The sequence below is a fragment of the Bacillus sp. JK62 genome (assembly GCF_053663455.1).
Genome location: NZ_JBSJQA010000002.1, coordinates 165642 through 191493, shown reverse-complemented (window position 1 = coordinate 191493; position 25852 = coordinate 165642). Strand labels below are relative to the sequence as shown.

The following is a 25852-nucleotide window of genomic DNA, read 5'->3' as shown; positions in this document are numbered from 1 at the left end:
TCCTAATGCTGCACAAGTTCGTTTTCCTGATTGGAACGGCGCACCGTTTGTTTATCAGCCGGAGCAGCCTTCTGACGTTTTTGGCTGACAGACAAGATCAGCTGAGAAAAAAGGCCCGTCGCCCCTAACAGAATGATGGTGGCGAGTAAGATGACGAGTGCGATCTGCACGCCGTACTGCTGCATGACGCCAAGTGAATTCATCACGGAGATGCCCGACGGGACAAATAAAAATCCGATCAGTGACGTTAATGATGTTCCCAGCGTTTCTACTTGTTCAAGCTTAATCACTTTCAGGCATAAGAGGACAAATAATAACACCAAACCTACTACGGAAGCGGGTATAGGAATGGGGACAATCGCTGCAATCCCATTAGATATGAGCATAATTACGGCAAAAATAAATGCTTGTGTCAGAAATCCGTACACTTTTTTCGCACTCATTTTCTTCACCTCTTTCTCTTTGTTAGGTCCATTATAAAAGAGAAATTGATTTTTAAAGCGCTTTCATAACAAACGGCTGAATATTCATTCTGAAATGCAAAAAACGGCTGCTGAAATGCAAAAGCCGCCTCATATAATATGAAGCAGCTTTTTTAAGTCCTTGGCGTATGTACGGCTGACGGGAATTTTAGAGCCGTCTTTTAAGATCAGATTGTAAGTCGAATTAAACCACGGATGAATTTCCGTAATATGCTCCGTATTCACGATGAACGCGCGGTGCACTCTCAAGAAACCCGTATCAGGCAGTTTTTTCTCAATGACCGCCAAAGTTTCATGAACGGAATAAGACGCGGCAAACGTTTTGACGGAAACGTGTCCGTCCTCCATGCCGGCGTAAATAATGTCCTTCGTATCTAAAATGACAATAGATTCACCGGCTGATACAGCCAGTTTATGCGCTCCGGCTGCGGACGGCTGCTCCGAGACGGCTCCTGCCCTGTCCAGCTTCACTCTTTTAAACTTTCTGATCGTCTGGCGCACTCTTTCTTCATCAAAAGGCTTCGTTAAATAATCGAGCGCGTCGACTTCAAAAGCTTTTAAAGCAAATTGGTCATACGCCGTCGCAAAAACGACGGCGGGCGGATTTTTCATGTTTTTCAGCCGTTTGGCAATGTCAAATCCGTTTTCTCCTGACAAATCAACGTCCAAAAACAGCAGATCCGGTTTTTGATCCATCATACTGTCAAAAGCGGATTCAATATTTTCAGCTTCGTTTATGTCACTTACTTCATTCGTCCGTTTCAGCAAATAAGCTAATTCATCTCTTGCCAGCATTTCATCATCAACGATTAACACCTTCAGCATGTTCTTCTCCTTTAGTCATCAGTTTCAAAGGCAGCTCAAATGATACGTCCGTACCTTTGCCGGCCTCACTTTCCAATCGCAGGGCTGCTTGTGGGCCGAACAGCCCGATCAGCCGCTGATTTAAATTGTAAAGCGCGGTTCCCGTCCCTTCTTTAGACGGGAGCGGACGGTTTCCGAGCACGGACAGCAATTCCGGATCAATTCCCCTACCGTTATCTCCAACCCGCATTAAAACCGACTGACCGGCGGATACCACGCTGACATTGACGGCACAGCTGTCCTGCTTTCTTGAAAATGCATGGCGAAGCGCATTTTCGACGAGAATCTGCAGCACAAAAGGAGGAATTTCGATGTCCTCCAAACCGCATTCGATTTCAAGACTGATTTTATATTTCCCGGGAAAACGGGCCTGCTCCAATGATAGATACGCCTGCAGATGGTTCAGTTCTTTAGAAAGCGGGATGAGCAGCTGCCTTGCCCCCTGCAGATTGGAACGGAAATAGACGCTGAGCTGCAGCAGAAGCTTTCGGGTTTTTTCCACATCCGTACGGCAAAGAGCAGAAATCGTATTGATCGCATTAAACAGAAAATGCGGATTGACCTGTGCTTGAAGCGCCTTTATTTCTGCGTCTTTCAGCAATTTGCTCTGCAGTTCCGCCTCGCCGAGTTCAAGCTGGGTGGAAAACAGCATGGCGAGTCCTTCTGCAAGCTCTTCTTCAACCCGGCTTAAACCTGACGGGCTTTTAAAGTACATTTTCAGCGTCCCGATCGTTTTGCCGTTTGACGTCAGCGGCAATACAATCGCCGCATGCAGCGGACAGGGATCGTGCGTGCATTCAATTTCTTCCTTTGATGTCGCTTTCATAATATGACCCGTTTTAATGACGCGTTTTGACAATCCGGTGATCAGGCTTTCAGACGGAATATGATGGTCGGCACCCGCGCCGACGTGCGCCAAAATCTTTTCGTTATCCGTAAGCGATACCGCGTCCGTTCCTGTTTGCCTGTGGATGATGGCGGCGACGCTTTTGCATGAGCTTTCATTCAGCCCTTGGCGGAAAAACGGAAGCGTCTGATCGGCAATCATCAGCACCCTGTGGGTTTCAAGGGCTCTCGCCCGTTCTTCCTTCCGGATAATCGACTGAATGATCGAAAGAAAAATAAAAGTCCCTGACCCGTTTACCAATATCATCGGGATGCCGATGATGCTCACAAGCGTCCAAGCATCAGAAAACGGCTTGGCCATCAAGAGGATGAGCAGCATTTGCAGCGATTCCATTCCGAGTCCGACAAGCGCGGCCACACGCGGTGTCGGCATCGCATAGCGTTTTCTGAAATACCGTCCGATCCAGCCGGACAAAATGCCCGCTAAAACGGATGAGACGGCACAGCTGACTGCGGTCGCGCCGCCGAGTGATAAACGATGCAGGCCGGCCAGTATGCCGACGCCGATTCCCACATACGGACCGCCTAAGAGTCCGCCGATTTCAACGCCCATAATTCTTGTATTGGCAATTGAACCGGACGGATTAATTTGAAACACCCAATCATTATTCATGATTGTATTCCGCTGAATTTCTATTCCCGTATAGTTGCTGATGATACTGAACAGCGAGAAAATTGAAATCAGCACCGCTTTGCCTTTATAGCTCTCAGGCTGCTGGAGCGCCTGTCTGAACAATCTGGTATGAGCCAGAACAAATCCCAATATGACGATAATTCCGACTCTTTCCAGCATCATGATGATCAAATGCAGCATACTTTTCACCTGTTCTTTCAAATTGTATTTTATCACGTTTTAGAGCCTGAGACAGAATCTGACACAAACCTGCCTGTTTTTTTCAAATCATCTGAAAACATCTTTCACAGTCTATGTATCTATTGTAGAATAAACGGGAGCCTTGCGGCAGAGAGTTTCAGAATATAACAAAGAGGAGAAGATCATGAAAGCCGTATTTTTTGATTTGGACAATACACTGTTATGGGATGAAAAAAGCGTCAGAACAACATTCAGGGAAACATGTTTACAAGCGGAAAAAAAATATGGCCTTGACCCGCATACATTTGAAGAGGCGGTACGGAAAGCGGCACGGGAATTGTATATGTCATACGAAACCTATCCTTATACGGTCATGATCGGCATTAATCCGTTTGAAGGATTGTGGGCGAATTTTTCCGAGCCGGTCAGCGAAGGATTTAAACAGCTGAATCGGATTGCGCCGGAATACAGACGAAACGCCTGGACGAACGGCTTAAAAAGCGTCGGTATAGACGATGCGGCTTACGGCGAATATTTGGCGGAGTTTTTCGCGGCGGAACGCAGACAGCGTCCGTATGTGTATGATGAAACGTTTGCGGTGCTTGATAAGCTGAAAGGTGTTTATGAATTGCTTCTGCTGACAAACGGCGATCCCAGCCTGCAGAAAGAAAAACTCGCCGGCGTTCCTGAGCTCGCGCCTTATTTTAATGAAATCGTCATCTCAGGCGCTTTCGGAAAAGGGAAACCCGATGCCTCCATATTCGAACATTGCCTCGGCCTCCTGAACCTGAAAAAAGAAGACGCCATGATGGTCGGAGATAACCTCAATACTGATATATTGGGAGCGAAACGGGCAGGCATTACGACAGTCTGGGTAAACCGGACACAAAAGAAAAATGATACGGACATTGCGCCTGATTACGTGATCAGCGATCTTCACGAGCTGTTTGCGATTATAGAGAAACAAAAAGAAAGATAATTTTATACGCTAAAAAACCCCATTCTGAATGAACGGGGTTTTTGTATTTCCGGTTATTTTTTCGCTTCGGCTACAGCCTTTTTCACAAAATCGTCCAATGAGACGGTTTCTGATTTCTGCTCGCCGTATTTCCGGACGTTTACCGCGCCGTTTTCCGCTTCTTGGTCACCGACCACAAGCATGTACGGGATTTTTTGCATTTGCGCTTCACGGATTTTATAGCCGATTTTTTCGTCCCGGCTGTCAAGCTCGACACGCAGGCCTTCGCGCTGCAGGCGCTCCTGCACTTTTTTCGCATAGTCAAGATGCACGGACGGTGATACAGGAATGACTTGGAATTGCACCGGCGCAAGCCATGTCGGAAGGGCGCCCTTGTGCTCTTCGATTAAGAAAGCAACGAAACGCTCCATCGTTGACACGACGCCGCGGTGAATAACGACAGGGCGGTGCTGTTTGCCGTCTTCTCCGACGTAAGTGAGATCAAAGCGTTCCGGAAGAAGGAAGTCAAGCTGTACAGTTGACAATGTCTCTTCTTTGCCGATCGCCGTTTTCACCTGCACGTCAAGTTTAGGGCCGTAAAACGCCGCTTCGCCTTCCGCTTCATAATAGTCGTGCCCCATCTCATCCATTGCCGCCTTCAGCATGGATTGCGCTTTGTTCCACATCTCATCATCATCAAAATATTTTTCCGTGTCTTCAGGATCGCGGTAAGACAGGCGGAATGTGTAATCATTCAGGCCGAAGTCTTCGTATACGTCTTGAATCAAACGGACGGTGCGGATGAATTCTTCTTTAATCTGATCAGGGCGGACGAAAATGTGCGCGTCATTTAACGTCATGCCGCGTACGCGCTGAAGACCTGAAAGCGCCCCGGACATTTCGTATCGGTGCATCGTTCCCAGCTCTGCAATCCGGATCGGAAGCTCGCGGTAGCTGTGAATGTCCTGTTTGTAAATCATCATATGGTGAGGACAATTCATCGGACGGAGCACGAGTGTTTCATTGTCCATTTCCATCGGCGGGAACATTGTATCCTGATAATGATCCCAGTGGCCCGATGTTTCGTACAGGTCTTTGCTTCCGAGAACAGGCGTATAGACGTGCTCATAACCGAGGCTCAGCTCTTTATCCACAATGTAGCGCTCGATCACGCGGCGGATGGTCGCGCCTTTCGGCAGCCAGAGCGGCAGACCTTGTCCGACTTTTTGAGAGTTGGCAAACAATTTTAATTCTTTGCCCAGTTTTCGGTGGTCACGCTCTTTCGCTTCTTCAAGCATGCGCAAATGCTCTTTCAAGTCATCCTTTTTAAAGAAAGCCGTGCCGTAAATCCGCTGAAGCATTTGGTTTTTGCTGTCGCCGCGCCAGTATGCGCCCGCAAGGCTCAGCAGCTTAAATTCTTTAATTTTGCCTGTAGACGGCACGTGCACGCCGCGGCACAGGTCAAAAAATTCGCCCTGCTCATAAATAGAGACCGTTTCGTCTTCTGGAATCGCATCCAGCAGTTCAAGCTTCAGATTATCGCCGATTTCCGCAAACATGGCTTTTGCTTCATCACGGCTCACTTCTTTTCGGATGATCGGCAGATTTTCACCGATGATGCGTTTCATTTCTTTTTCAATCTTCGGAAGGTCATCCGGCGTCAGCGCCTGCTCCATTTCAACGTCATAATAGAACCCGTTTTCAATGACGGGGCCGACTCCGAATTTCACATCTTTATAAATGCGTTTAATCGCCTGGGCCAATAAATGCGCCGTGCTGTGCCGCATGATGTTCAAACCTTCTTCTGTGCCTTCTGTAATGATTTCTACGGCACCGTCCTCTTGAATCGGCGTTCTTAAATCAATTTCCTGTCCGTTCAGTTTTCCGGCTAAAGACTTTTTCTTTAATCCCGGACTGATGGATGCCGCGATATCTTCTGTTGTTGTTCCTTTCGGAAATTCCTTTACCGCTCCGTCCGGAAATGTGATGTTGATCATATCTGACATCTTCGTCACTCCTTTTTTTATGCAAATCAAAAACCCCGCCCCCTATGAAAGGGACGAGGTTAAATAAACGGAATCGTGGTTCCACCCTTTTTTCCGCGCGGCCGATTGCTTCGGCACTGCGGCTCTAAGCTCTGTAACGGGAGTTCCCGTCAGCTATTACTGGCGCTTATTCCGCGTTCACAGCTGAAGTTCAAAGGCGGTAAAGACAATGATCCATAGCTGGAAAGCTTTCAGCCTGGGCTCTCCTCTCTTATAAAGCCGGTATCAATGCTTCATGTCCTTATCAATACGTGTAGCAATCATTAATCTTTTATGTATTATAAAATGTCTGTGAGAAAAATGCAACTCGGTTTTCCGTCTGATTTCGCACAGACAGCCCCGCCGCTTACACAAGGCCGTCCGTGCGGCTATCCTTCCGTCTTCTCGGCTGCAAACGCGCCCAGCGGAAAAAGGCGCACCCTCTCCTGAAACACGTTTTGAATGGTTCTTGACATCATATGTTCCGGTTTGTCCGTATACAGTTCGACCGTCTCAGGCGCAATGGAGATCAGCGGCGCAAGGAGATGGGAATCTATATACATCGGGTGCTCCCGCACAAACCGTCTGTCTATGTATTTTTTCTGTTCCCGTTCAGACACATAGCGCAGCTCCCACAGCGTAAAAGCCCGGTCATGTACGATGCGGACTTTCTTCATCCGCGGCGGATTGGATGTCACATAATCTCTCAGAGACTGGATAAAGTTTTGATATTCCTGTTCCATCCGGTATTCATCTATCGCGGCCTCCGCATATTCTCTGAGCCTCTCATAATACCTGCCGAGCCGGAACGTCTGAAACGAACGCACGGAAAAAACACCCGCATCAAGTGAAATCGTCCGGAGCGCATCTGAAATAAACTGTGCGCGCGGCTCTTTCTTCGGCTCAAACGGATGATCCTCAAGCTCTCCTTCCATAATGCTGTGTGCAAGCTGAAGGATTTGCTGCTGTTCATCCTGATCGGTGAAGCAGTATGCGTCCTCAATAAGCGAAAGCATATGCTCGTCTTCTTTGCATTCCAAAAAAAACCTGACAAGTATCGGCTCAATAAAGCGCTGAACGCAAAAAGCCGTTTCAGACCTTGCGATTCCGACTTTTTTTATGCCTTCACGGACAATAAAATGTCTCCGGTCGTCCGATTGCTGAATGAGATGTAAAAAAGCGGCGGTATCGTGGTCATCTTCAAAGATCACTTCAAGCATATTTGTCCCCCCTTACGGCATCTGTTACAAGTATATGGGGGATGTTTTTAAAATAGACGTAAAGGTTAGCTTTCACCGCCGAACAAATGACGCACCTTCTTTTTAAATATAACGGGAAGCGATAAAAATACGACGTAAAGACAGATCACGCAGAGTACGGTCAGCACATTGCCGGACATAAAGCTCGCGCCGAGCACATTCAGGACGATCGTCCCCGGAATGATGCCCGCTGCGGTCGCCAAAAAATACGTTACCGGCCTGACTTTCGATAGGCCCGCGGCATAGCTGATCACATCAAAGTTAACAGGCAGAATGCGCAAGATAAAAATATAAAAGAAGCCATTGGTTTTCATCTGCTTTTGAATGGCTTCCATTTTTCCATGACGGCTTTTCTCATTAAAGGCAAACAGCCCCGCCGCAAAAAAAGACGCGGCGGCAGCGCCCATTGAGCCCGCCAGCGTATACATGGTGCCGAAAAACGGGCCGAACGCCAATCCTCCGGCGACGGAAACGATTGATACGGGAAACAGCACAAAAGGCCTGACGATGGAAATTCCGATAAACACAAGCGGCGCAAAAACACCGAACGATAACACCCACAGCCGGATCTCCTTAGGCGACAGATTCAGATATTTGCGGTTTGCCCACAGCAAAAGACCCGCTCCCGCCGCAGCCGCAGCCCAAGTGACAGCCTTCTTATTCCTCATTCCCTCAAATCCTTCCCATTGGACGCCGGCATCATGAACGGCGGCGGTTTTCCCCGTCAAGACGGACGGGCGAAGCCAAATATAAAATCCGCTCCATCAGTCTTGCCGCTTTTACTTCTTCCTTTTCTCCCCGCTGTGAATACGTAAAATGATGCTTCAGCTCGTCTGGTGAAAAATTAGACGAGAAGAAAGTGGGAAGCTGCTGGCTCATTCTGTGCTGAAGCACGGTGCCGATGACTTCATCCCTGACCCAGCTTGTCATTGATTCCGCTCCGATATCATCAAGCATCAGTACGGGCGTCGTTTTCACCATATTCAGTTTCGCCTCCAACGACTGATCCTGGAGCGAGTTTTTCAGCTCTCTGACAAATTCGGGAACATATACGATCATTGATGAATACTCTTTTTCCGCCAGTTCATTGGCAATGGCGGCTAAAATAAATGTCTTTCCGATTCCGAATTTTCCGTACAGATACAGCCCTTTGCCTTTTCCCGTTTCATTATAGCTCTTCAGAAAATCCGTCACATGCTGGAAAATGCCGAGTCTGCTCGGATCGGTAATGTCGATCTGCTGAAACGTCGCGCCGAGAAGATCCTGCTGGATATACATGCTCTTCATCAGGGACTTTTGCCTTTTCTGGCGGTCGAGCTTTCTCTTTTCCGGACATTCGAAATATTCAATATCAATGGAACGCCCGTTGATCACAAGCTTCGGATGGTAGCCTTCAAGCAGGCTGTTCGTCCGGCTGTCTTTCGAACAGAAGGCGCACTGTTTGCTTTGCTGAACGAATTCGTACAGTTTATTTAACCCTCTGTCAATCATGCTTTGATTGATTACATCTTTCTGTTCCTTCAAAAAAGCCTGGACGTCTTCGTCGGCCATAACTTGCTGCTGCATTCGTTCCAGGCGTTTTTGAAAGTCAGGTCTTTTCGTCACGCCTTCTAAGGATCGGCTGATCGGTTCCATTCAATATCACCCCGCTTCTCTGTCTCAATAGGCAGAGTATTTTTTCAGTTTTTTCATTTCTTCCATCATTTTTTTCTTCTGTTCTTCAAGATCCTGTGCGGAAAGAGCCGTCTGTTCTTGTTTCTTCCCGGTTTCTTCTTCTTTCATCCAATCAGGGCGCTTTTCTTCCCGGACGGTTTTTTTGCCGCGCGCCGCGCCGTTTGTTTTGCCGTCCGCCCAATCAAGATATTGCCTGTGCTCTTCGATTGCGAGCTTCATTGCTTCCCGTACCGTTTTGACTTTCTTTCTGGCCCAGTGGGCGGCGATTTTTTGGATATAGTTTTTGGACAGCTTCATATCCGTTTTCAGCATGACATAATAAATCAGCACATTGGTGACGCCGGGCTCAAGCTTTTGTTCGAACATAATATCGGCGATAATCTGCAGGTCGGCTTTTGACGGCTCGGTGCCGTCCGCAATGTCCTGAAGAAGCTTTCTCGGTGATATGGTCTCAAGCTGTGCGATGAGTTCGCCGTTCAATGAATCGTCCTTTTCCGTCCGGTTTTCTCTCAAGGTGACAGGCTGTGTTTTATCAATCAGTTCCGGAAGCTTGCCGCTTCTTTCAATTTGGTACCAGTCGCTGGCCGCTTTCCTCAGCGCTTCTGCCGTTATCGTATCCTGTTCATTAATTGCGGTCATGACGACGTGCTGCATGGAGATAGGATCTATTCCGTATAAATATGAAAGCTTTTTAATGCTCTCCCGCACATCCTGTGTGATTGATTTGCGCGGTATCATCGTTTCTGATAACCCCGCCAAAAACAGCTCAAAATCAAACACTTCCTCCGTCACCGTATAGGAAGGCGCTTGTCCGACAGACGCCGTCTCATAGTCCTCGGGGAGCTTCATCGCCTCTTCCATATCAGGCGTCATTTTCCATTCACTCGGCTGAAAAGAGGCAAAGGCGTGATTAAACGGACGGGTAATTTCCCTTGCGCCCGCGCCGACGGAAGGGTGCGTGTAAAATTGTCTCAGCTGCTGGTATTTCGTTTTACCGACTCTGTTATAAAGAAAGACATTCAGCATGCCGTCTTCAAAAAAATCATTCGGCCTGAGCGGGGGCAGCAGCTCATAAATAAACATCCGCTCTTTTTGCTCGAACTCCCGGATATACACTTTCAGCAGCCCGATTCCTTCAAGCTTTCCCTGTTCATGATGAATCTTTTTTAAATTTGACTGCATCATGCCCATCAGCTGCCTGTGCGTGGATTCCGCTCCCCACAAGCGGTTCTGCTCAAGCTCCCCCCATAAGGTCATATAAAGGGAGAATGCAAAAGAACCGATCAGCGGCTGGTACAGATGTGTCAAAACCTGTCTGTCGACATCCTGAAGAAGCGAACGGCTTTTGACCGTATAAGGATCTACAGGCAATACGTCATTCCAATAGTCAGCCATGATTCTCAAACCTTCCGATATGTTTCTACTCTCATTTTACACCGTTTCTGCGATCTATCAAATGCCAATTTTGCTCATGAGAAAAGAGCCAGACACAATCTCTTAGCTCTCTCAGCGTTCTTTCTTTATTAAATCTTTCAATTCATCGATAAACACGTTTATATCCTTAAACTGCCGGTAGACGGAGGCAAAGCGGACATAAGACACCTCATCGATTTTCGCCAGGCGGTCCATTACCATTTCTCCGACAAGTTCGCTTTTGACTTCAGATACGCCTTGGTTTCTCAGCTCTTTTTCAATGTCAAAGCACATGTCTTCCAATGTTTTTAAAGGAACGGGCCTTTTTTCACAAGCTTTAATTAACCCGCGCAGCATTTTTTCACGGCTGAATTCTTCCCGGACGCCTTCTTTTTTCACGACGATCAGAGGCATCTCTTCAAACTTCTCAAATGTAGTGAAGCGGTAATGGCAGGCTTCGCATTCCCGCCTTCTGCGGATTGATTTCCCTTCGTCCGCAGGCCGTGAATCAAGTACGCGGGAACCGTTATGCTGGCATGAAGGACATTTCAAATTGGATCAGCTCCCATCTGTTTCGTTGCTGTAATGCGGTTCGCAAGCTTCCGGTAAATGCCCGCCAACGTTTCTAGGATGAGCCTATTTGTTGGGAGAGCCGATAGACCGGCCTTATCTTTTCTATTTTACAAAAAAAATGCTTAAAGAAAAAGCAATGCTGTTTTTTTACATTAGAAAAGGAGCATCAGCTTCAAAGCGCGTAATGGCTTTTTCAGCTTAGCTCCCTTGTGTTTGCGTTTTGAAATTACAGTACTTTCGCTTGTGCCTGTTTAATCTGTACAGGCCCCATTCCTCTCGGTATTTCAATGTTTTCTCTTGTATCTGCATGTAATGCGTCCGCAATGTAATCCGCAGCCACATTAGGATCCAGGTCTCCACAAGTATAAACATCAATGCTTGCATATCCGTGTTCAGGAAAACTGTGAATCGTTAAATGTGACTCAGAGATAATAACGACTCCGCTTACGCCTTGCGGTGCAAATTTGTGAAATGCGACCTCGCGCACCTCAGCTCCTGATTTCAAAGCAGCATTTACAAACGTTTTTTCAATAAAATCCATGTCATTGAGCTTATCAAAATCGCATCCCCACAGCTCGGAGATGACGTGACGCCCCATTGTTTCCATAATCATGGACCCCCCTTAACAAGAATTAAAAAAGTGAATTTCCGAGAACTGACCCGGCCATTTACCACGGGGGAAAGTTAGTCCGGAGAGGTCCTAACCCTTTAAGTAATTCCGAAGCAGTCACGAGCAAGAAGTTCACGAAAGATAGTATACTGTGTTTAAGTTTATTTTGCAAGGTGTGTTTTTTGCGAATATGCCGTTAAGGGTTTTTTTCTAACAAATGTCCATGATCTTTAGTCTACACAGCTGACGGGTGTTTCATTCGCGCGGCGACGTGACGGATAAGATCAACGACCCGGCAGGAATATCCCCATTCATTGTCATACCAGGCGAGCACCTTTACTTTTCGGTCTTCCATCACCATCGTTGTCAGTCCGTCGATGATCGCAGAGTGTGAATTCGTATTATAATCCGAAGAAACGAGCGGCTCATCCGAATAATCAAGAATTCCATACATCGACGTTTTTGCGGCTCTTTGGAAAGCGGCGTTCACTTGCTCGGCAGACACATCTGTTTTCAGATCGCAGACAAGGTCCACTAATGACACATTCGGAACGGGAACACGCAAAGCAAGACCGTGAAGTTTTCCTTTCAAATGAGGCAGCACGAGCGACAGCGCTTTGGCGGCGCCTGTAGAAGTCGGAATGATGGATTCTCCGCACGCTCTCGCCCTCCGCAGATCTTTATGCGGATTGTCGATATTTTTTTGATCATTCGTGTAAGCGTGAACAGTCGTCATCAGGCCGCTTTCAATCCCGAATTCCTGATCAAGCACTTTGACGACCGGCGCAAGACAGTTTGTCGTGCAGGATGCATTTGAAATAATGACATGTTCATCGGGATTGAACTGCTCTTCATTTACTCCCATGACAATGGTAACGTCTTCATTTTTGCCCGGAGCCGTTAAAATGACTTTTTTCGCCCCTGCTTCAATATGGCTCATCGCTTTTTCTTTTGAATTAAATTTCCCCGTTGCCTCTACGACGATGTCTATTCCGCATTCTTTCCACGGAAGCTCTCTCGGGTCCCGGCGATTGAACAGCATAATATGTTTTCCGTTGACGATCAGGCTGTCGTCGGCAATCTCAACTTCTTGATCGTATTTGCCGTGAATTGTGTCATACTTTATCAAATGAGCAAGCGTTTCCGGGGGATAGCTTGCATTAATGGCTGTTATTTGAATTTGATCATCTTCCATTGCTTTTCTGAACACCATTCTTCCGATTCTTCCAAACCCGTTGATTGCTACTTTTACCTTCATGCTCAGGTCACCCCTTTTTAATATGCCACTCTAATTTACCTTTATTTATATATAGTATAACACATTAAAAGAAATCCGCCAGTACAACTTGATAAAAATCCACCCTTATACCGATCAATATGTTGTTCAATCGGTTTTTTTGCATATAAAATGATCTTTCTTCCATAAAAAAAGCAGGATCAGCGTCTCAGGCTGCCTGCTTTTTTTCTTATATTTGTCCCGGTTCTTTAAATTTGTCATTTAAAATGCTGTCCTCTAAAACGGAAGACACCTCGCCGTACCGTTTAGCAATATGCATCGCGCCCCAGTCACACAGCGCATTTAAAATTCTTTCCAGACTGTGCCCGTATTCACTCAGCTCGTATTCCACTTTCGGCGGCACCTGATTGTACACGATCCGGTTGATGACGCCGTCAGCTTCCAGCTCCCGCAATTGCTGTGTCAGCATCTTCTGGGTGATGTCCGGCATAAGCCGCTTCAATTCGCTTGTCCGTTTTTTCCCGCGCATGAGGTGGCAGAGGATCACACACTTCCATTTTCCGCCGATCACTTCAAGCGCCGCCTCTACGGATATATTGTATTTTTTCTTCAGCAACGGTAATTCCTCCTCATCTATAGGAACTAAAAAGTGCCTATGGCACTTAAAAGTACGTTCTTTTCAATGACACTTCTATCAATCATAATGACATTTGCCGGCTGAAAAGGAATGTACTCTTATACTTATATCGTTTACCCGGCATCATTTCAACCATACATTATCGTTCAAGGAGGAAAACAGATGTCTTCACATCGCCAAAGCTATTTACCAGCGCTGCTGGCATTAGCCGTCAGCGCTTTTGCGATCGGCACAACCGAATTTATCAGCGTCGGACTGCTGCCGCTTATATCTCAAGATCTGCATATACCTGTGACAACGGCGGGACTTACCGTTTCCATGTATGCTCTGGGCGTGACTTTCGGCGCGCCGGTTTTAACGTCTCTCACATCCGGCATGTCGCGGAAAACGCTGCTGCTCTGGGTGATGTTGATTTTTATCGCCGGAAATACACTCGCAGCGAGCGCTTCCTCAATCGGCGTCTTACTGGCGGCACGGGGCATTTCGGCTTTTTCCCACGGCATTTTCATGTCAATCGGGGCAACGATCGCCGCCAATATCGTGCCGGAGCATAAAAGAGCAAGCGCGATTTCTATCATGTTCACGGGGCTGACGGTGGCTACGGTGACCGGCGTTCCGTTCGGCACCTATCTCGGCCAGCAATTCGGATGGAGGATTGCCTTTGCCGTCATTGTGGCGGTAGGAATCATCGCATTCCTCACAAACGCGCTTCTCGTTCCGTCACATTTGCGAAAAGGGACGAAAACCGCATTTTCCGAGCAGGTCAAACTCGTCACAAACGGCCGGTTATTGCTTTTATTTATTATTACGGCGTTAGGCTACGGCGGAACGTTTGTCGTGTTTACGTATTTATCTCCGCTTCTTCAGGAGGTAACCGGTTTTCAGAAAGAAACCGTCGCGGCCATCCTGCTCATTTACGGAATTGCGATTGCCATCGGAAACATGATTGGCGGCCGTTTATCAAACCGGAATCCGCTGAAAGCCTTGTTTTATATGTTCATTGTCCAGGCTGCTGTGCTGTTTGTCCTGACTTTTACCGCGCCGTTTAAAACAGCCGGGCTGATCACCATTATTTTCATGGGGCTGTTGGCGTTTATGAATGTGCCGGGGCTTCAAGTATATGTCGTGATGCTGAGTGAACGTTTTGCGCCAAGCGCCGTTGATACAGCATCAGCCTTAAATATCGCGGCATTTAATGCCGGAATCGCGATCGGCTCGTTTGCCGGCGGAATCATTACAGACTCAATCGGAATCATTCATACCGCTTGGATCGGGGCGCTGATGGTGCTCAGCGCGGTCGTATTAACCGGATGGAGCCGGAAGCTTGAAAAGCGGGACCGCACTGCCATTGAAAGGAGGTGAGTTTTTCTTCAGCGCATTTTGATTTTTTCAACAGAAAATAATAGGAGGAATATATACATGACAACACATTTACAAGCAAAAGCAACATTGCATAACGGAGTAGAGATGCCTTGGTTCGGCATCGGAGTTTTCAAAGTAGAGGAAGGCGCGGAACTCGTCAACGCGGTGAAAACGGCATTGGTGCACGGCTATCGCAGCGTTGATACCGCCGCGATTTACGGAAATGAAGAAGGTGTCGGCGAAGGGATCCGCCAAGGGCTGCAAGAAGCGGGATTAAAACGTGAAGACATTTTTGTCACGTCAAAAGTATGGAATGCCGATTTAGGATATGAAGAAACGTTAAAAGCGTTTGACACAAGCTTAGAAAAACTCGGTTTAGATTATTTAGATTTATATTTGATCCATTGGCCTGTCGAAGGAAAGTACATCGATGCGTGGCGGGCGCTCGAAACCCTCTACCGGGATGGACGCATTAAGGCGATCGGGGTCAGCAATTTCCAAATTCACCATCTGAAACATCTTATGAAAGAAACGGAAATCAAGCCGATGATCAACCAGGTGGAGTACCACCCGCGCCTGACACAGAAAGAACTGCTTGCTTTCTGCACTGAACAAGGCATTCAGCTTGAAGCGTGGTCGCCATTGATGCAAGGGCAGCTGCTTGATCACCCCGTCTTACAGGAGATCGCTGAGAAATACGGCAAATCAGCCGCTCAAGTGATTTTGCGCTGGGATTTGCAAAACGGTGTCATCACCATTCCGAAATCAACTAAAAAACACCGTATTGAAGAAAATGCAAATGTCTTTGATTTCGAACTGTCAGCTGACGATATGAAGCGGATTGATGATCTGAACGAAAATCTCCGTGTCGGTCCGGACCCTGACAATTTTGATTTTTAACCAGAAAAACACCGTTCGGCTTTCCGAACGGTGTTTGTTTATGCCCAGCCGCTCAATACTTCCTCAAGCTGGTGCTTTGTATGTTCAAGACTGCCGCTGTTATCAATGACGGCGTCAGCTTTTTTTGCTTTGTCCGCTAAAGGCATTTGCGACGTTATCCGGCTCATCGCTTCTTCTTCTGTCAGGGAATTCCGCTCCATCAGCCGTTTGAGCTGAATGTCTGCCGGTACGGTGACGACGAGCACCTTGCCGACAAGATAATCAAGCCGGCTTTCATACAAAAGCGGTATATCCAAAACGACGAACTGCTCTTTTCTCGCAATGGCTTCATCCCGCTGTTTCAGCATTTCCGCACGCACTGCCGGATGAACGATCTGATTCAGCTTCAGACGCTTCTGTTCGTCAGTGAAAACGATAGAACCGAGTATTTTTCTGTCAATATCGCCATTTTCCAGCAGGATGTCTTTTCCGAATGCTTCCACAATTTGTCCGTAAGCCGGCATTCCTTTTTCCACCGCCTGTTTCGCGATGACATCCGCATCAATGACTGTTATTTTTTTGTCGATCAGCATACGCGCTACCGTGCTTTTGCCGCTTGCGATGCCTCCCGTTAAACCGATGACCAAGCTCAAAAAGCCCACTCCTTCTTACATTTTCCAAATCCCGATGATAATCAGCAGGACTCCAGGCAAAAATGTCATTTTATCTATCCAATTCCATCTTGAGAGCAAATGCCCCGCGTTTATGCCGAGTGAAACAAACAGCGAGCTCATCACCCCGACAGTCACGCTCATCATAACCGGAGAAAAGCCGAGAATGGCCGCTCCCAGCCCGGCGCCAAACGCGTCAATGGATAAGGCGATACCGAGCAGAAGCGCCTCGACTCCGTTAATGGTTCCGGATTGATCAATATCGGCGCTGGTCGGTTTTTTCAAAATATGAATGACGATGCCGAGCGATTTCACTTCAAGATTAAGCAGCGTTTTTTCATGCAATAAGTAATCCGGCTCTTTAGCCGGTTTAAAAAATTGCCAGATGACCCATGCCCCGATTCCGATTAAGATCAGCCCGCCCAGTTTCTCCGTGACGGATACGGGAAAAATCTTTGTCAGAAAATGGCCGATCAGCATGGATATAAACATCACAGAGGCTGAACAGCAGGCGATCACGGCAATCGCTTTGAACGGGATTTTCATTTTTCTCAAACCGTACGTAAACCCGACTGAAAAACTGTCCAAGCTGACAGCAAAAGCCAAAAGCAGCAAAGAAACAATCTCCATATCCGTTTCTCCCTTTCTCTTGATCGGCAATTGTGGCATATGCCTATTGGGTGAATCACAATATATATATGGAGAAAGGTCATCAACTGTGTTAGAAAAAAGTCATTCTGCTGCCGCCTGCTTGAACAGCTTCAGTTTATGATTTTTTTTGGCAGCGGGCGCAAAAATGCGTTCCCCTTCCGCCGACCACGATTTTAGAAATCATCGTGCCGCACGTTTTGCACGGTTCATCCTTTTTGCCGTATACGTAATGTTTGAGCTGAAACATTCCGATTTCCCCTTGAGAATTGATATAAGACCGGACGGTGCTCCCGCCCGCGTCAATCGCTTCCTGAAGGGTGTCTTTAATTTCTGTATGAAGCGTTTTTATCTGCCCGTCCGACAGACTGTTCGCTTTTGTCTCAGGATGAATACGCGCCCGGAATAAAGCTTCATCGACATAAATGTTGCCGAGGCCGACGACCGCTTTTTGATCGAGCAGGGCGGTTTTCACCGCGCGGTTCGTTTTTGCAAGCCGCTCTTTTAAATAATCGGCGGTAAATGCTTCATCATCTGGTTCGGGCCCGAGCTGTGAAAGCGGCAATGCAATCCGTTCCTCTCCCGGCGCAAATAAATGCATCGTGCCGAATTTCCGGACATCCCGGTAGCGGAGCTGTGTTCCGTCCGTCATGTGAAACACGACGTGCACATGTTTATCGTCAGGCTCATCGGCCTGATGAAGACCGTATTTCCCCTCCATCCGCAGGTGGGACACCATGACATAATGATCCAGATGGAAAAGCAAAAACTTTCCCCTTCTTCCGATGGATCGGATCGTTTCTCCTGCAATCTGCCGCGCGAATTCCTCCGGCTCGGCGGGTTTTTTGATGATATTCGGCCATCTGATATCCGCCGATTCAATCGTTTTCCCCTTCACAAGACCGGTCAGAGTGCGCCGGACCGTTTCAACTTCTGGTAATTCCGGCACAATCATCACTTCCTTTTTTTCTGTTTATTTTGCATCGTACCAGGACGGCCCTGAAGCATAATCAGCCTTCAGCGGCACGTCTAATGCCAAAGCATGCTCCATCACTTCAGGCACCAGCTTCTCTAATATTTCAATTTCTTCCTTAGGCGCTTCAAAAATCAATTCATCGTGCACCTGAAGCAGCAGCCGCGCCTTCAGTTTTTTCTCTTTCAGCTCAACTGCCATGTCAATCATGGCTTTTTTAATAATATCAGCGGCGCTTCCCTGAATCGGCGTATTCATGGCCGTCCGTTCCGCAAAGCTCCGCAGGTTGAAGTTGCGGCTGGTCAGCTCAGGGATATAGCGGCGACGCTGCATAAGTGTCGTCACATATCCTTTTTGTTTCGCTTCCTGCACCGATTCTTCCATATATGCCTTGACGCCCGGGAAGCTCTCCAAATAGCGGTCAATAAAAGCGCCCGCTTCTTTCCGGGTGATGCCGAGATTTTGCGAAAGCCCGTAATCGCTGATGCCGTAAACGATCCCGAAATTGACGGCCTTTGCCTGGCGGCGCATCGCTTGTGTCACTTCATCTTCACTGACATGAAACACGTCCATGGCGGTTTTTGTGTGAATGTCCATGTCATTCGTAAACGCTTCGATCAGATTTTCATCTTTTGAAATATGCGCAAGCACCCTTAATTCAATTTGTGAATAATCGGCGGCGAAAATAAGCCAGTCCGGTTCGGACGGTACGAAAGCCTGACGGATTTTCCGCCCTTCCTCCAGCCGGATCGGAATATTTTGCAGGTTCGGATCCGTTGAGCTGAGGCGTCCGGTTTGAGTCAATGCCTGATTGAATCGTGTATGCACCTTATGAGAACCCTTGCGCGTGACTTTCAGCAGCCCTTCAATATAAGTCGATTGGAGTTTGCCGATTTGTCTGTATTGCAGAATGTATGCGACGATATCATGTTTGTCTGCGAGCTTCTCAAGCACATCAGCTGAAGTGGAATAGCCCGTTTTTGTTTTCTTTACTGGCGGCAGGCCGAGTTTTTCAAACAGAATGACGCCGAGCTGTTTTGGTGAATTGATGTTAAACGGCTCACCGGCGATGTCATGGATTTTTTCTTCATATTCTTTCAGTTTTGCCTTGAGCTCTTCTCCCATTCGCTTCAGTCTTTCCACATCCACTTTGACGCCCATTGATTCCATTTCTCCGAGAATTAGCGCAAGCGGGAGTTCAAGATCTTCATAAAGCTCAAGCTGATTATTTTCTTCCAAAGCGTCAAGCAGTTTGTCACGGAGGCTGTTAACGGCAGACGCTTTCCGCGCGAGATGATCGGCAAGCTCTTTTTCAGCGGGAACGGCGCGTTTTGCGCCTTTTCCGTATACCGCTTCATCTTTTGAAACGATATTCAGCCCGTATTCTTTCGCTACGCTCGCGACATCGTCGTACGAATTGCCCGGGTTTATAATGTAGGCAGCAAGAAGCGCGTCAAATTCCGTTCCCTTCAGCTCAATTCCCTGCCAGCGCAAAGCGACGACGGAACGTTTGCTGTCGAACACCCACTTTTTCATCGATTCATCTTCAGCCCAAGATTTAAAAGCTTCAGACTGAATGGCGATTTCTTTCGGAATATAATAAAGACCTGTTTCATTCACGATGGAAAAGCCGAGGATCGGTTCTTCGTGATAGTTATCACCGATTTGTTCGACGACCAAAGCGGACGGCGAAACGAGCATATCTTCGGTGATTTCTTCTGCCATTTCGACATTGATGTCTTCAAAATTTTCTTCCGCCGTTTCCCCGCTTTCTTCACCGAGCCGCTCAAGAAGCGTATTAAAACCGAGGTCTTTAAAAATGGCAACAACTTGTTCACGGTCAAACCCTTGGTAATCTAAATCTTCGGGCTTGACTTCAATCGGCGCATTTGTCATAATCGTCGCCAGCTCTTTGCTCATCAGGGCTTGTTCCTTATATTCTTCAAGCTTTTCTTTTAATTTTTTTCCGCTGACTTCATCAATGGAATCAAGCAGTTTCTCAACCGAATGGAACTGCTTTAAGAGCTTAATCGCGGTTTTTTCCCCGACGCCGGGGACGCCCGGTATGTTATCGGATGAATCCCCCATTAATCCCTTCATATCAATGATCTGCAAAGGGGTCAGACCGTACTTTTCCTGCACGTGCTCCGGCGTGTAATCTTCTACGTCGGTAATGCCTTTTCTCGTAATGGCAACGGTCGTTTTCCCGGTGGCAAGCTGGGTTAAGTCCTTGTCCCCCGAAACGACCTTCACTTCAAAGCCGTCTTTTTCAGCAGATACGGCAAGCGTGCCGATAATATCGTCCGCTTCATATTCAGGAAGCTCGTAGCGGCTGATGTTGTAGGCATCGAGGAGCTCACGGATGAACGGCATCTGTTCTGAAAGCTCCGGCGGCGTTTTTTGTCTTCCGCCTTTATATTCTTTAAACGTGCTGTGGCGGAAAGTGGTTTTTCCCGCATCAAAAGCCACCAGCATATGGGTCGGTTTTTCATCTTCCAGCATTTTCATTAAAATCATCGCAAACCCGTATACGGCATTTGTATGAATGCCTTTTTCATTGCTTAAAAGCGGCAATGCAAAAAACGCCCGGTACGCCAGACTGTTTCCGTCGACAAGCACTAATTTTTTTCGTTCCGTCATTCAATATCCTCCTAAGAGCAAAAGCTCGTCATTCCTCTGTTTTTTAATCTCACAGCTTCTCTTATTTTAACAAAGTTCAATTTGAAAGGAAAATGAGCGGACCCCGTGAAAACGCAAAAAAGGACGGGAACAAAAAACGCGTTCCCGCCGTCAAAATTGGCTCCTTGGATGAAGGGGTTCTGTTACATCCTAACAAGATAGGTTTAACAGGTCATGAAGAAATTGTTAATCCTTTGTAAAGCTGATCACGCTTCCGGCTGCCGCTTCAGCGTCACAGTGAACACAGTTCCCTGTCCCGGCTCGCTTGTGACCTCGATTTTACCTTCATGGGCTTCTATTAAGTGCTTCACGATGGCAAGGCCGAGTCCGGTTCCTCCCGAGTTGCGGCTTCTGTCTTTATCCACGCGGTAGAATCTCTCGAATATCCGCGGGATCTCTTCCTTCTGAATGCCGATTCCCGTATCGGACACTTTGATATCGACGACGGTTTCTTTCACATGTACCGAAATCCCCACCGTCCCTTTTTCAGGCGTGTAGGTCAGGGCATTGTTCGCCAGATTCAAAAATACCTGCTTCAGCCTGTGCGCATCACCCGTCACAAAAATCGGCTCTTCCGGGAGATCGAGCTGAAAGCTGATGCCTTTTTCCTCAGCCTTATGCTGCAAAAGCGCCTCAATTTCATGCAGAATTTTTGCAGCATCAAAGGACTCTACGCGCATCGTAAAGTTTTGCTGCTCCATCTTGGATAAATCCAATAAATCCTGCACGAGAGATTGGAGCCGCTCACTTTCTTTCAGAATGATAGACAGAAAGTCTGAAAGCGCCTTTTCGTCTTTCATCGCTCCGTCTAACAGTGTTTCCGTAAATCCTTTAATCGAGGTGATCGGTGTTTTCAGTTCATGGGAGACATTGGCGACGAAGTCCTTTCTCATCTGCTCCAATTTTTTAATTTCCGTCATATCGTGAAAAACGAGGACGATGCCCTTCCATTCATCGTCAGGGCCCATGATCGGAACGCCGTCAACTTCAAAGTAGCGCCGCTCAATGTTGATGGGAAGTCTGAGCAGCTGGCATTTTTTCGTCTCCGTCATAAAAATGTCTTCGACAAGCCGAATGATCTCCTCATGTTCAAACGCATCGTGGTAAAGGCGCCGAAGCAGACGTTCAGGCTTTGTATGAAACTGCTTCGTGTATGACCGGTTCACGAGATTGATAAAACCTCTCCCGTCTATTAAAATCAAACCGGATCCGATATTTTCAATGACGGTTAACAGACGATCGCGCTGCATATCCTGCGTTCTTGTCATTTCCATTAAATCGACCGCCAGGCTGTTCATCGCACGCCCGAGACGGTCCGACCGCCTTGCGTAACCGCTGTAGGAGCGGGCGTCATAATTCCCCTTGGACAGCTCCGTCGCCACCTTTGTCGCGGCGTCGATTGATTTTTTGTAACGGGACGTCATGTTTGTATAAAAGAAAACGATAATGATAAAAGCGGTACAAAGACTTGCTGCCAGCATGCCCCACATTTCTCCGGTAACGCTTGAACCGCCGTTGATCTCCGAGGAAACGAGTACATACCCCGCAATTTTCCCTGCGTCATTTTTTACGGCAGTGCCGCGGATGACTTTGCTTTTCGACTGTACAGCTTCCTCGCTTTTATTGTGAGAAATGAACTCCTTTACGGCTGAATCATCAGCACGACTGCCGGAATGATATACGGCGTCACCCTTCTCGTTGAGCACGGAGACGTTTATACCGAGGGTGCGGCCGGCGTCACGGATTACCGTTTCATTGCTTTTATTGCCGATTCGGCCGGTGTCAAGAAGGCCCGCTATGTATACCGATTCCTTTTTCAGCTGATCCGCCGTTCTTTCTTCAGCGGATGAAGAAATAAGCTGCTGTAAAAAAAGACCGAGAACACTGAAAACCAATATGATACATACAACGAGTAAAGCGAACAGACGCACACGGACTTTATTCATTCATTTTTGGCTCCTCCAGTTTATACCCCAAACCTCTGATTGTTTTAATATAGATGGGTTTTTTGGTATTTGATTCGATTTTGTCGCGCAGATGGCTGATATGAACGTCAACAATCCGGGTATCCCCGGCAAAATCATAGTTCCAGACCGCGCTCAGCAGAAGATCTCTCGTCAGCACTCTTCCCTTGTGTTTTCCCAAATACAGAAGCAGTTCAAATTCTTTAGGCGTCAATTCCAGCTGTTCTGACTTAAAATACGCTTCGTAATGCTCAGGAAGAATTTTCAGCTCGCCGATGAGGATCTGCCCGTCCTTTTCCTCTTCTCTGCCTTGTGACAGCGAAGAAATGTCAGCCCTTCTTAAAATGGCTTTCACCCGCGCAGTGACTTCCCGCGGACTGAACGGCTTTGTCATGTAATCATCCGCTCCGAGCTCCAGTCCCAGCACCTTATCAAATTCCTCATCTTTTGCTGTCAGCATCAAGATCGGAACCATCATTTTCTGCTGTCTGAGCTGTTTACAGACGTCGATTCCGTCCACTTTCGGCAGCATGACATCCAGTACGATTAAATCCGGATTTTCATTCTCTGCCAGCTCCAGAGCCTCTTCACCGTCTGATGCGGTTATGACATCATAGCCGGACCGTTCCAGATTATACTGTAAAAGAGTAACGATAGATTGTTCATCATCTACAACTAAAATTTTTTTGTTCATGCTGCGCCCTCCGCTGTCTATTTTCCCCGACATCCAATTTTCTCTATTTTATGTGCTGCATATCACTTTATGATTTCATTTTATCCAATACTGCCCGTTCAGACAATTCGCCTTTTTGATCATTTTCAGAGAAAGGATCGCTCAGGGAAAAAGAAAACGCTTTCATTAATTGTAAAAAGAGGAAGGCTTCTGATTCGGAAGCCTTCCCTTTTTTCTTATGACAATACTTTCATCACGTTTTTGACAGATTCAACTGATTTACTCAGCTGCGCTTTTTCATAGTCTGTCAGTTCAAGCTCGATGATTTGCTCTAGGCCGTTTCCTCCGATAATCGTCGGTACGCCTAAGTAAATGCCTTCATGACCGTATTCGCCTTCTAAGTAAGCGATGGTCGGAAGCACGCGGCGCTGATCTTTCAAAATGGCTTCTACCATTTCAGTCAGTGATGCAGCAGGCGCGTAGTAGGCGCTTCCGTTTCCGAGAAGGTTGACGATTTCCCCGCCGCCTTTTCTTGTGCGTTCTACAATCGCATCAAGACGGTCTTTCGGGATAAGCGTTTCAAGCGGAATGCCGCCCGCATAGGAATAACGGACGAGAGGAACCATGTCGTCACCGTGTCCGCCAAGAACAAAACCGGTCACATCTTTTACAGACAGGTTTAATTCTTCAGCGACGAATGTTCTGAATCGCGCAGTGTCAAGCACTCCGGATTGTCCGATGACGCGTTCTTTCGGGAAGCCTGATTCTTTGTACACCGCATATGTCATCGCATCAACAGGGTTTGTCAATACAACGATAATGCAGTCAGGAGAATATTTCACGATCTCACGTGTGACGCTTCTCATGATTTTTTCGTTTGTAGATACGAGATCATCACGGCTCATGCCTGGTTTTCTCGCAATTCCGGCTGTGATGACGACGATATCAGAACCGGCTGTGTCCTCGTAGTTGGACGTGCCTGTGATTTTCGCGTCAAATCCTTGAACCGGACTTGCTTCGAGCATGTCTAGCGCTTTTCCTTTTGTCGGGTTTTCTAATTGCGGAATATCAACGAGCACAACGTCCGCAAGCTCTTTTTGAGCTGTAAGAAAGGCTGTTGTCGCTCCCGTAAATCCTGCTCCGATAACAGAAACTTTACTGCGTGTTTTTCCCATGATTCTCTTCTCCTTTTTTGGCTTCATTAGAAGTCTGCTTTAGGTTCAGTCCATGTTTTTGATGAGCTCTTCACCGAACTCTGAACATTTCACTTCAGTTGCACCGTCCATTAATCTAGCAAAATCGTACGTTACTACTTTTGAAGCAATCGTTTTTTCCATAGATTTAATGATCAAGTCAGCAGCCTCATTCCAGTTCAGGTGTTCAAGAAGAAGCACTCCTGAAAGGATGACGGATGACGGGTTGACTTTGTCAAGGCCGGCATATTTAGGAGCCGTTCCGTGAGTCGCTTCGAAAATCGCATGCCCTGTTTCATAGTTGATGTTCGCTCCAGGCGCGATCCCGATTCCGCCTACCTGAGCGGCAAGCGCGTCAGAGATATAGTCTCCGTTTAAGTTCATTGTCGCCACGACGTCGAATTCGCTCGGACGGGTTAAGATCTGCTGAAGGAAAATATCAGCGATGCTGTCTTTGACGATGATTTTCCCTGCCGCTTCCGCTTCGCTTTGCGCTTTATCAGCCGCTTCTTTTCCGTCTTTTTCGACAATGCGGTCATATTCAGCCCAAGTGAATACTTTATCTCCGTATTCTCTTTCGGCAAGCTCGTAGCCCCAGTTTTTAAATGCCCCTTCAGTGAACTTCATGATGTTTCCTTTGTGGACAAGCGTGACAGACTTACGGCCGTTTTCGATCGCATACTCAATGGCAGCTCTGACTAAGCGGCTTGTGCCTTCTTCAGAAACAGGCTTGATGCCGATTCCTGACGTTTCAGGGAAACGGATTTTGTTAACGCCCATTTCATTTTGCAGGAAGCTGATCAGCTTTTCAACTTCTTCAGAACCTTTCGCATACTCAATTCCGGCGTAAATATCTTCCGTATTCTCGCGGAAAATGACCATATCCGTATCTTCAGGACGTTTGACCGGAGAAGGCACTCCAGTGAAATATCTGACAGGGCGCAGGCACGTAAACAAATCAAGCTCCTGTCTCAGCGCCACGTTCAGAGAACGGATACCCCCGCCGACCGGTGTCGTCAGAGGACCTTTGATGGCGATGAAGTACTCTCTGATGTCTTCCAGCGTTTCGGCAGGAAGCCACTCACCTGTTTTATTATAAGCCTTTTCACCGGCATAAACTTCTTTCCACGTGATTTTTTTCTCGCCTTTATATGCTTTTTCAACAGCGGCTTCCAATACTTTAGAAGCGGCGTTCCAAATATCAGGGCCTGTGCCGTCGCCTTCAATAAACGGGATAATCGGATTATTTGGTACGTTTAATACTCCATTAGAGACTGTAATTTTTTCACCTTGTGACACAATATTACCTCCCAGTATGTAATTCATATTTAGAAAACATTTTATTTTTCTTGTATAAAA

At 47.2% G+C, this 25852-nt stretch carries 23 protein-coding genes; 3 read left to right on the top strand and 20 right to left on the bottom strand.

The features are described from left to right. Positions 1-2: 2 nt before the first annotated feature. The 3 genes from lrgA to ACWJJ4_RS06090 all read right to left on the bottom strand — a co-directional run bounded on the left by lrgA (position 3) and on the right by ACWJJ4_RS06090 (position 3066). The gene (gene lrgA, locus ACWJJ4_RS06100) at positions 3-443 is read right to left on the bottom strand and encodes an antiholin-like murein hydrolase modulator LrgA (protein WP_003152485.1); all 441 of its coding nucleotides are present in this window, start codon (positions 441-443) and stop codon (positions 3-5) included. Between the two features lie 129 nt (positions 444-572). Then, positions 573-1307 (bottom strand): LytR/AlgR family response regulator transcription factor, encoded by a 735-nt coding sequence (locus ACWJJ4_RS06095; protein WP_058906272.1) that lies wholly within the window; start codon positions 1305-1307, stop codon positions 573-575. Further along, a complete protein-coding gene (locus ACWJJ4_RS06090) occupies positions 1285-3066 on the bottom strand; it encodes a LytS/YhcK type 5TM receptor domain-containing protein (RefSeq protein WP_454021510.1) in 1782 nt (593 codons plus the stop codon). Before ACWJJ4_RS06090 ends, ACWJJ4_RS06095 begins: the two co-directional genes overlap by 23 nt. 184 nt (positions 3067-3250) lie before the next feature. Between ACWJJ4_RS06090 and ACWJJ4_RS06085 the strand changes: the two genes are divergently transcribed. Then, positions 3251-4045, top strand: coding sequence for an HAD family hydrolase (locus tag ACWJJ4_RS06085; RefSeq protein WP_454021509.1), 795 nt, complete (start codon positions 3251-3253; stop codon positions 4043-4045). Positions 4046-4098: 53 nt separating this feature from the next. Here ACWJJ4_RS06085 and thrS read toward each other — a convergent pair whose 3' ends face one another. The 9 genes from thrS to ACWJJ4_RS06040 form a co-directional block, all read right to left on the bottom strand. Next, a complete protein-coding gene (gene thrS / locus ACWJJ4_RS06080) occupies positions 4099-6030 on the bottom strand; it encodes a threonine--tRNA ligase (RefSeq protein WP_015417978.1) in 1932 nt (643 codons plus the stop codon). Positions 6031-6437: 407 nt separating this feature from the next. Beyond that, positions 6438-7268: a putative sporulation protein YtxC gene (ytxC, locus tag ACWJJ4_RS06075; protein WP_326359619.1), complete on the bottom strand. Its 831-nt coding sequence runs from the start codon at positions 7266-7268 to the stop codon at positions 6438-6440. A gap of 65 nt (positions 7269-7333) precedes the next feature. Beyond that, positions 7334-7975, bottom strand: coding sequence for a TVP38/TMEM64 family protein (locus ACWJJ4_RS06070; RefSeq protein WP_070082726.1), 642 nt, complete (start codon positions 7973-7975; stop codon positions 7334-7336). 31 nt (positions 7976-8006) lie between these two features. Continuing rightward, positions 8007-8942 carry a primosomal protein DnaI gene (gene dnaI / locus ACWJJ4_RS06065; protein WP_166706028.1) on the bottom strand — a complete coding sequence of 312 codons (936 nt, stop codon included), beginning with the start codon at positions 8940-8942 and terminating at the stop codon, positions 8007-8009. A 24-nt stretch (positions 8943-8966) separates the two neighbouring features. Next, entirely contained in the window at positions 8967-10376 is a 1410-nt protein-coding gene (locus ACWJJ4_RS06060; RefSeq protein WP_454021508.1) for a replication initiation and membrane attachment family protein, read from the bottom strand. A gap of 111 nt (positions 10377-10487) precedes the next feature. Then, positions 10488-10946, bottom strand: coding sequence for a transcriptional regulator NrdR (gene nrdR, locus ACWJJ4_RS06055; RefSeq protein ID WP_003152473.1), 459 nt, complete (start codon positions 10944-10946; stop codon positions 10488-10490). Positions 10947-11193: 247 nt separating this feature from the next. Next, a complete protein-coding gene (gene speD / locus ACWJJ4_RS06050) occupies positions 11194-11574 on the bottom strand; it encodes an adenosylmethionine decarboxylase (protein WP_003152471.1) in 381 nt (126 codons plus the stop codon). A gap of 238 nt (positions 11575-11812) precedes the next feature. After that, positions 11813-12835, bottom strand: a complete 1023-nt coding sequence (locus ACWJJ4_RS06045; protein ID WP_077722684.1) for a glyceraldehyde-3-phosphate dehydrogenase — start codon at positions 12833-12835, stop codon at positions 11813-11815. A 208-nt stretch (positions 12836-13043) separates the two neighbouring features. Further along, the gene (locus ACWJJ4_RS06040; RefSeq protein ID WP_003152469.1) at positions 13044-13430 is read right to left on the bottom strand and encodes a winged helix-turn-helix transcriptional regulator; all 387 of its coding nucleotides are present in this window, start codon (positions 13428-13430) and stop codon (positions 13044-13046) included. Between the two features lie 183 nt (positions 13431-13613). On the opposite strand from ACWJJ4_RS06040, the gene ACWJJ4_RS06035 reads away from it, so the two are divergent. Beyond that, on the top strand, positions 13614-14813 hold the full coding sequence (locus tag ACWJJ4_RS06035) for an MFS transporter (protein WP_077722685.1): 1200 nt from the start codon (positions 13614-13616) through the stop codon (positions 14811-14813). Between the two features lie 57 nt (positions 14814-14870). Then, on the top strand, positions 14871-15713 hold the full coding sequence (locus tag ACWJJ4_RS06030; RefSeq protein ID WP_003152464.1) for an aldo/keto reductase: 843 nt from the start codon (positions 14871-14873) through the stop codon (positions 15711-15713). Positions 15714-15751: 38 nt separating this feature from the next. On the opposite strand, the gene coaE is transcribed toward ACWJJ4_RS06030, so the two are convergent. The 8 genes from coaE to icd all read right to left on the bottom strand — a co-directional run bounded on the left by coaE (position 15752) and on the right by icd (position 25792). Beyond that, positions 15752-16345, bottom strand: coding sequence for a dephospho-CoA kinase (gene coaE / locus ACWJJ4_RS06025; protein ID WP_077722686.1), 594 nt, complete (start codon positions 16343-16345; stop codon positions 15752-15754). A 15-nt stretch (positions 16346-16360) separates the two neighbouring features. Next, on the bottom strand, positions 16361-16993 hold the full coding sequence (gene ytaF / locus ACWJJ4_RS06020) for a sporulation membrane protein YtaF (protein ID WP_014305562.1): 633 nt from the start codon (positions 16991-16993) through the stop codon (positions 16361-16363). Between the two features lie 136 nt (positions 16994-17129). Next, positions 17130-17960 (bottom strand): DNA-formamidopyrimidine glycosylase, encoded by an 831-nt coding sequence (gene mutM, locus ACWJJ4_RS06015; RefSeq protein WP_003152460.1) that lies wholly within the window; start codon positions 17958-17960, stop codon positions 17130-17132. Positions 17961-17984: 24 nt separating this feature from the next. Next, complete coding sequence (polA, locus tag ACWJJ4_RS06010) at positions 17985-20624, bottom strand: DNA polymerase I (RefSeq protein WP_077722688.1); 2640 nt, start codon at positions 20622-20624, stop codon at positions 17985-17987. Between the two features lie 245 nt (positions 20625-20869). Continuing rightward, positions 20870-22609 carry a two-component system histidine kinase PnpS gene (gene pnpS / locus ACWJJ4_RS06005; protein WP_176283463.1) on the bottom strand — a complete coding sequence of 580 codons (1740 nt, stop codon included), beginning with the start codon at positions 22607-22609 and terminating at the stop codon, positions 20870-20872. Then, the gene (locus ACWJJ4_RS06000; RefSeq protein WP_003152457.1) at positions 22602-23321 is read right to left on the bottom strand and encodes a response regulator transcription factor; all 720 of its coding nucleotides are present in this window, start codon (positions 23319-23321) and stop codon (positions 22602-22604) included. The genes pnpS and ACWJJ4_RS06000 overlap by 8 nt, the downstream gene beginning before the upstream one ends. A 215-nt stretch (positions 23322-23536) precedes the next feature. Next, positions 23537-24475: a malate dehydrogenase gene (mdh, locus tag ACWJJ4_RS05995; RefSeq protein ID WP_003152455.1), complete on the bottom strand. Its 939-nt coding sequence runs from the start codon at positions 24473-24475 to the stop codon at positions 23537-23539. Between the two features lie 45 nt (positions 24476-24520). After that, a complete protein-coding gene (icd, locus tag ACWJJ4_RS05990) occupies positions 24521-25792 on the bottom strand; it encodes an NADP-dependent isocitrate dehydrogenase (protein WP_003152454.1) in 1272 nt (423 codons plus the stop codon). Positions 25793-25852 lie beyond the last annotated feature (60 nt).

What these genes read in the sequence shown, in the direction of transcription:
- ACWJJ4_RS06090 (WP_454021510.1), bottom strand. Translation starts at nt 3,066, where the DNA reads ATGCTGCATTTGATCATCATGATGCTGGAAAGAGTCGGAATTATCGTC.
- dnaI (WP_166706028.1), bottom strand. Translation starts at nt 8,942, where the DNA reads ATGGAACCGATCAGCCGATCCTTAGAAGGCGTGACGAAAAGACCTGAC.
- ACWJJ4_RS06035 (WP_077722685.1), top strand. Translation starts at nt 13,614, where the DNA reads ATGTCTTCACATCGCCAAAGCTATTTACCAGCGCTGCTGGCATTAGCC.
- ACWJJ4_RS06000 (WP_003152457.1), bottom strand. Translation starts at nt 23,321, where the DNA reads ATGAACAAAAAAATTTTAGTTGTAGATGATGAACAATCTATCGTTACT.
- thrS (WP_015417978.1), bottom strand. Translation starts at nt 6,030, where the DNA reads ATGTCAGATATGATCAACATCACATTTCCGGACGGAGCGGTAAAGGAA.
- ACWJJ4_RS06060 (WP_454021508.1), bottom strand. Translation starts at nt 10,376, where the DNA reads ATGGCTGACTATTGGAATGACGTATTGCCTGTAGATCCTTATACGGTC.
- pnpS (WP_176283463.1), bottom strand. Translation starts at nt 22,609, where the DNA reads ATGAATAAAGTCCGTGTGCGTCTGTTCGCTTTACTCGTTGTATGTATC.
- ACWJJ4_RS06045 (WP_077722684.1), bottom strand. Translation starts at nt 12,835, where the DNA reads ATGAAGGTAAAAGTAGCAATCAACGGGTTTGGAAGAATCGGAAGAATG.
- mdh (WP_003152455.1), bottom strand. Translation starts at nt 24,475, where the DNA reads ATGGGAAAAACACGCAGTAAAGTTTCTGTTATCGGAGCAGGATTTACG.
- ACWJJ4_RS06095 (WP_058906272.1), bottom strand. Translation starts at nt 1,307, where the DNA reads ATGCTGAAGGTGTTAATCGTTGATGATGAAATGCTGGCAAGAGATGAA.
- speD (WP_003152471.1), bottom strand. Translation starts at nt 11,574, where the DNA reads ATGGAAACAATGGGGCGTCACGTCATCTCCGAGCTGTGGGGATGCGAT.
- ytxC (WP_326359619.1), bottom strand. Translation starts at nt 7,268, where the DNA reads ATGCTTGAAGTGATCTTTGAAGATGACCACGATACCGCCGCTTTTTTA.
- ACWJJ4_RS06030 (WP_003152464.1), top strand. Translation starts at nt 14,871, where the DNA reads ATGACAACACATTTACAAGCAAAAGCAACATTGCATAACGGAGTAGAG.
- ytaF (WP_014305562.1), bottom strand. Translation starts at nt 16,993, where the DNA reads ATGGAGATTGTTTCTTTGCTGCTTTTGGCTTTTGCTGTCAGCTTGGAC.
- ACWJJ4_RS06085 (WP_454021509.1), top strand. Translation starts at nt 3,251, where the DNA reads ATGAAAGCCGTATTTTTTGATTTGGACAATACACTGTTATGGGATGAA.
- polA (WP_077722688.1), bottom strand. Translation starts at nt 20,624, where the DNA reads ATGACGGAACGAAAAAAATTAGTGCTTGTCGACGGAAACAGTCTGGCG.
- ACWJJ4_RS06070 (WP_070082726.1), bottom strand. Translation starts at nt 7,975, where the DNA reads ATGAGGAATAAGAAGGCTGTCACTTGGGCTGCGGCTGCGGCGGGAGCG.
- lrgA (WP_003152485.1), bottom strand. Translation starts at nt 443, where the DNA reads ATGAGTGCGAAAAAAGTGTACGGATTTCTGACACAAGCATTTATTTTT.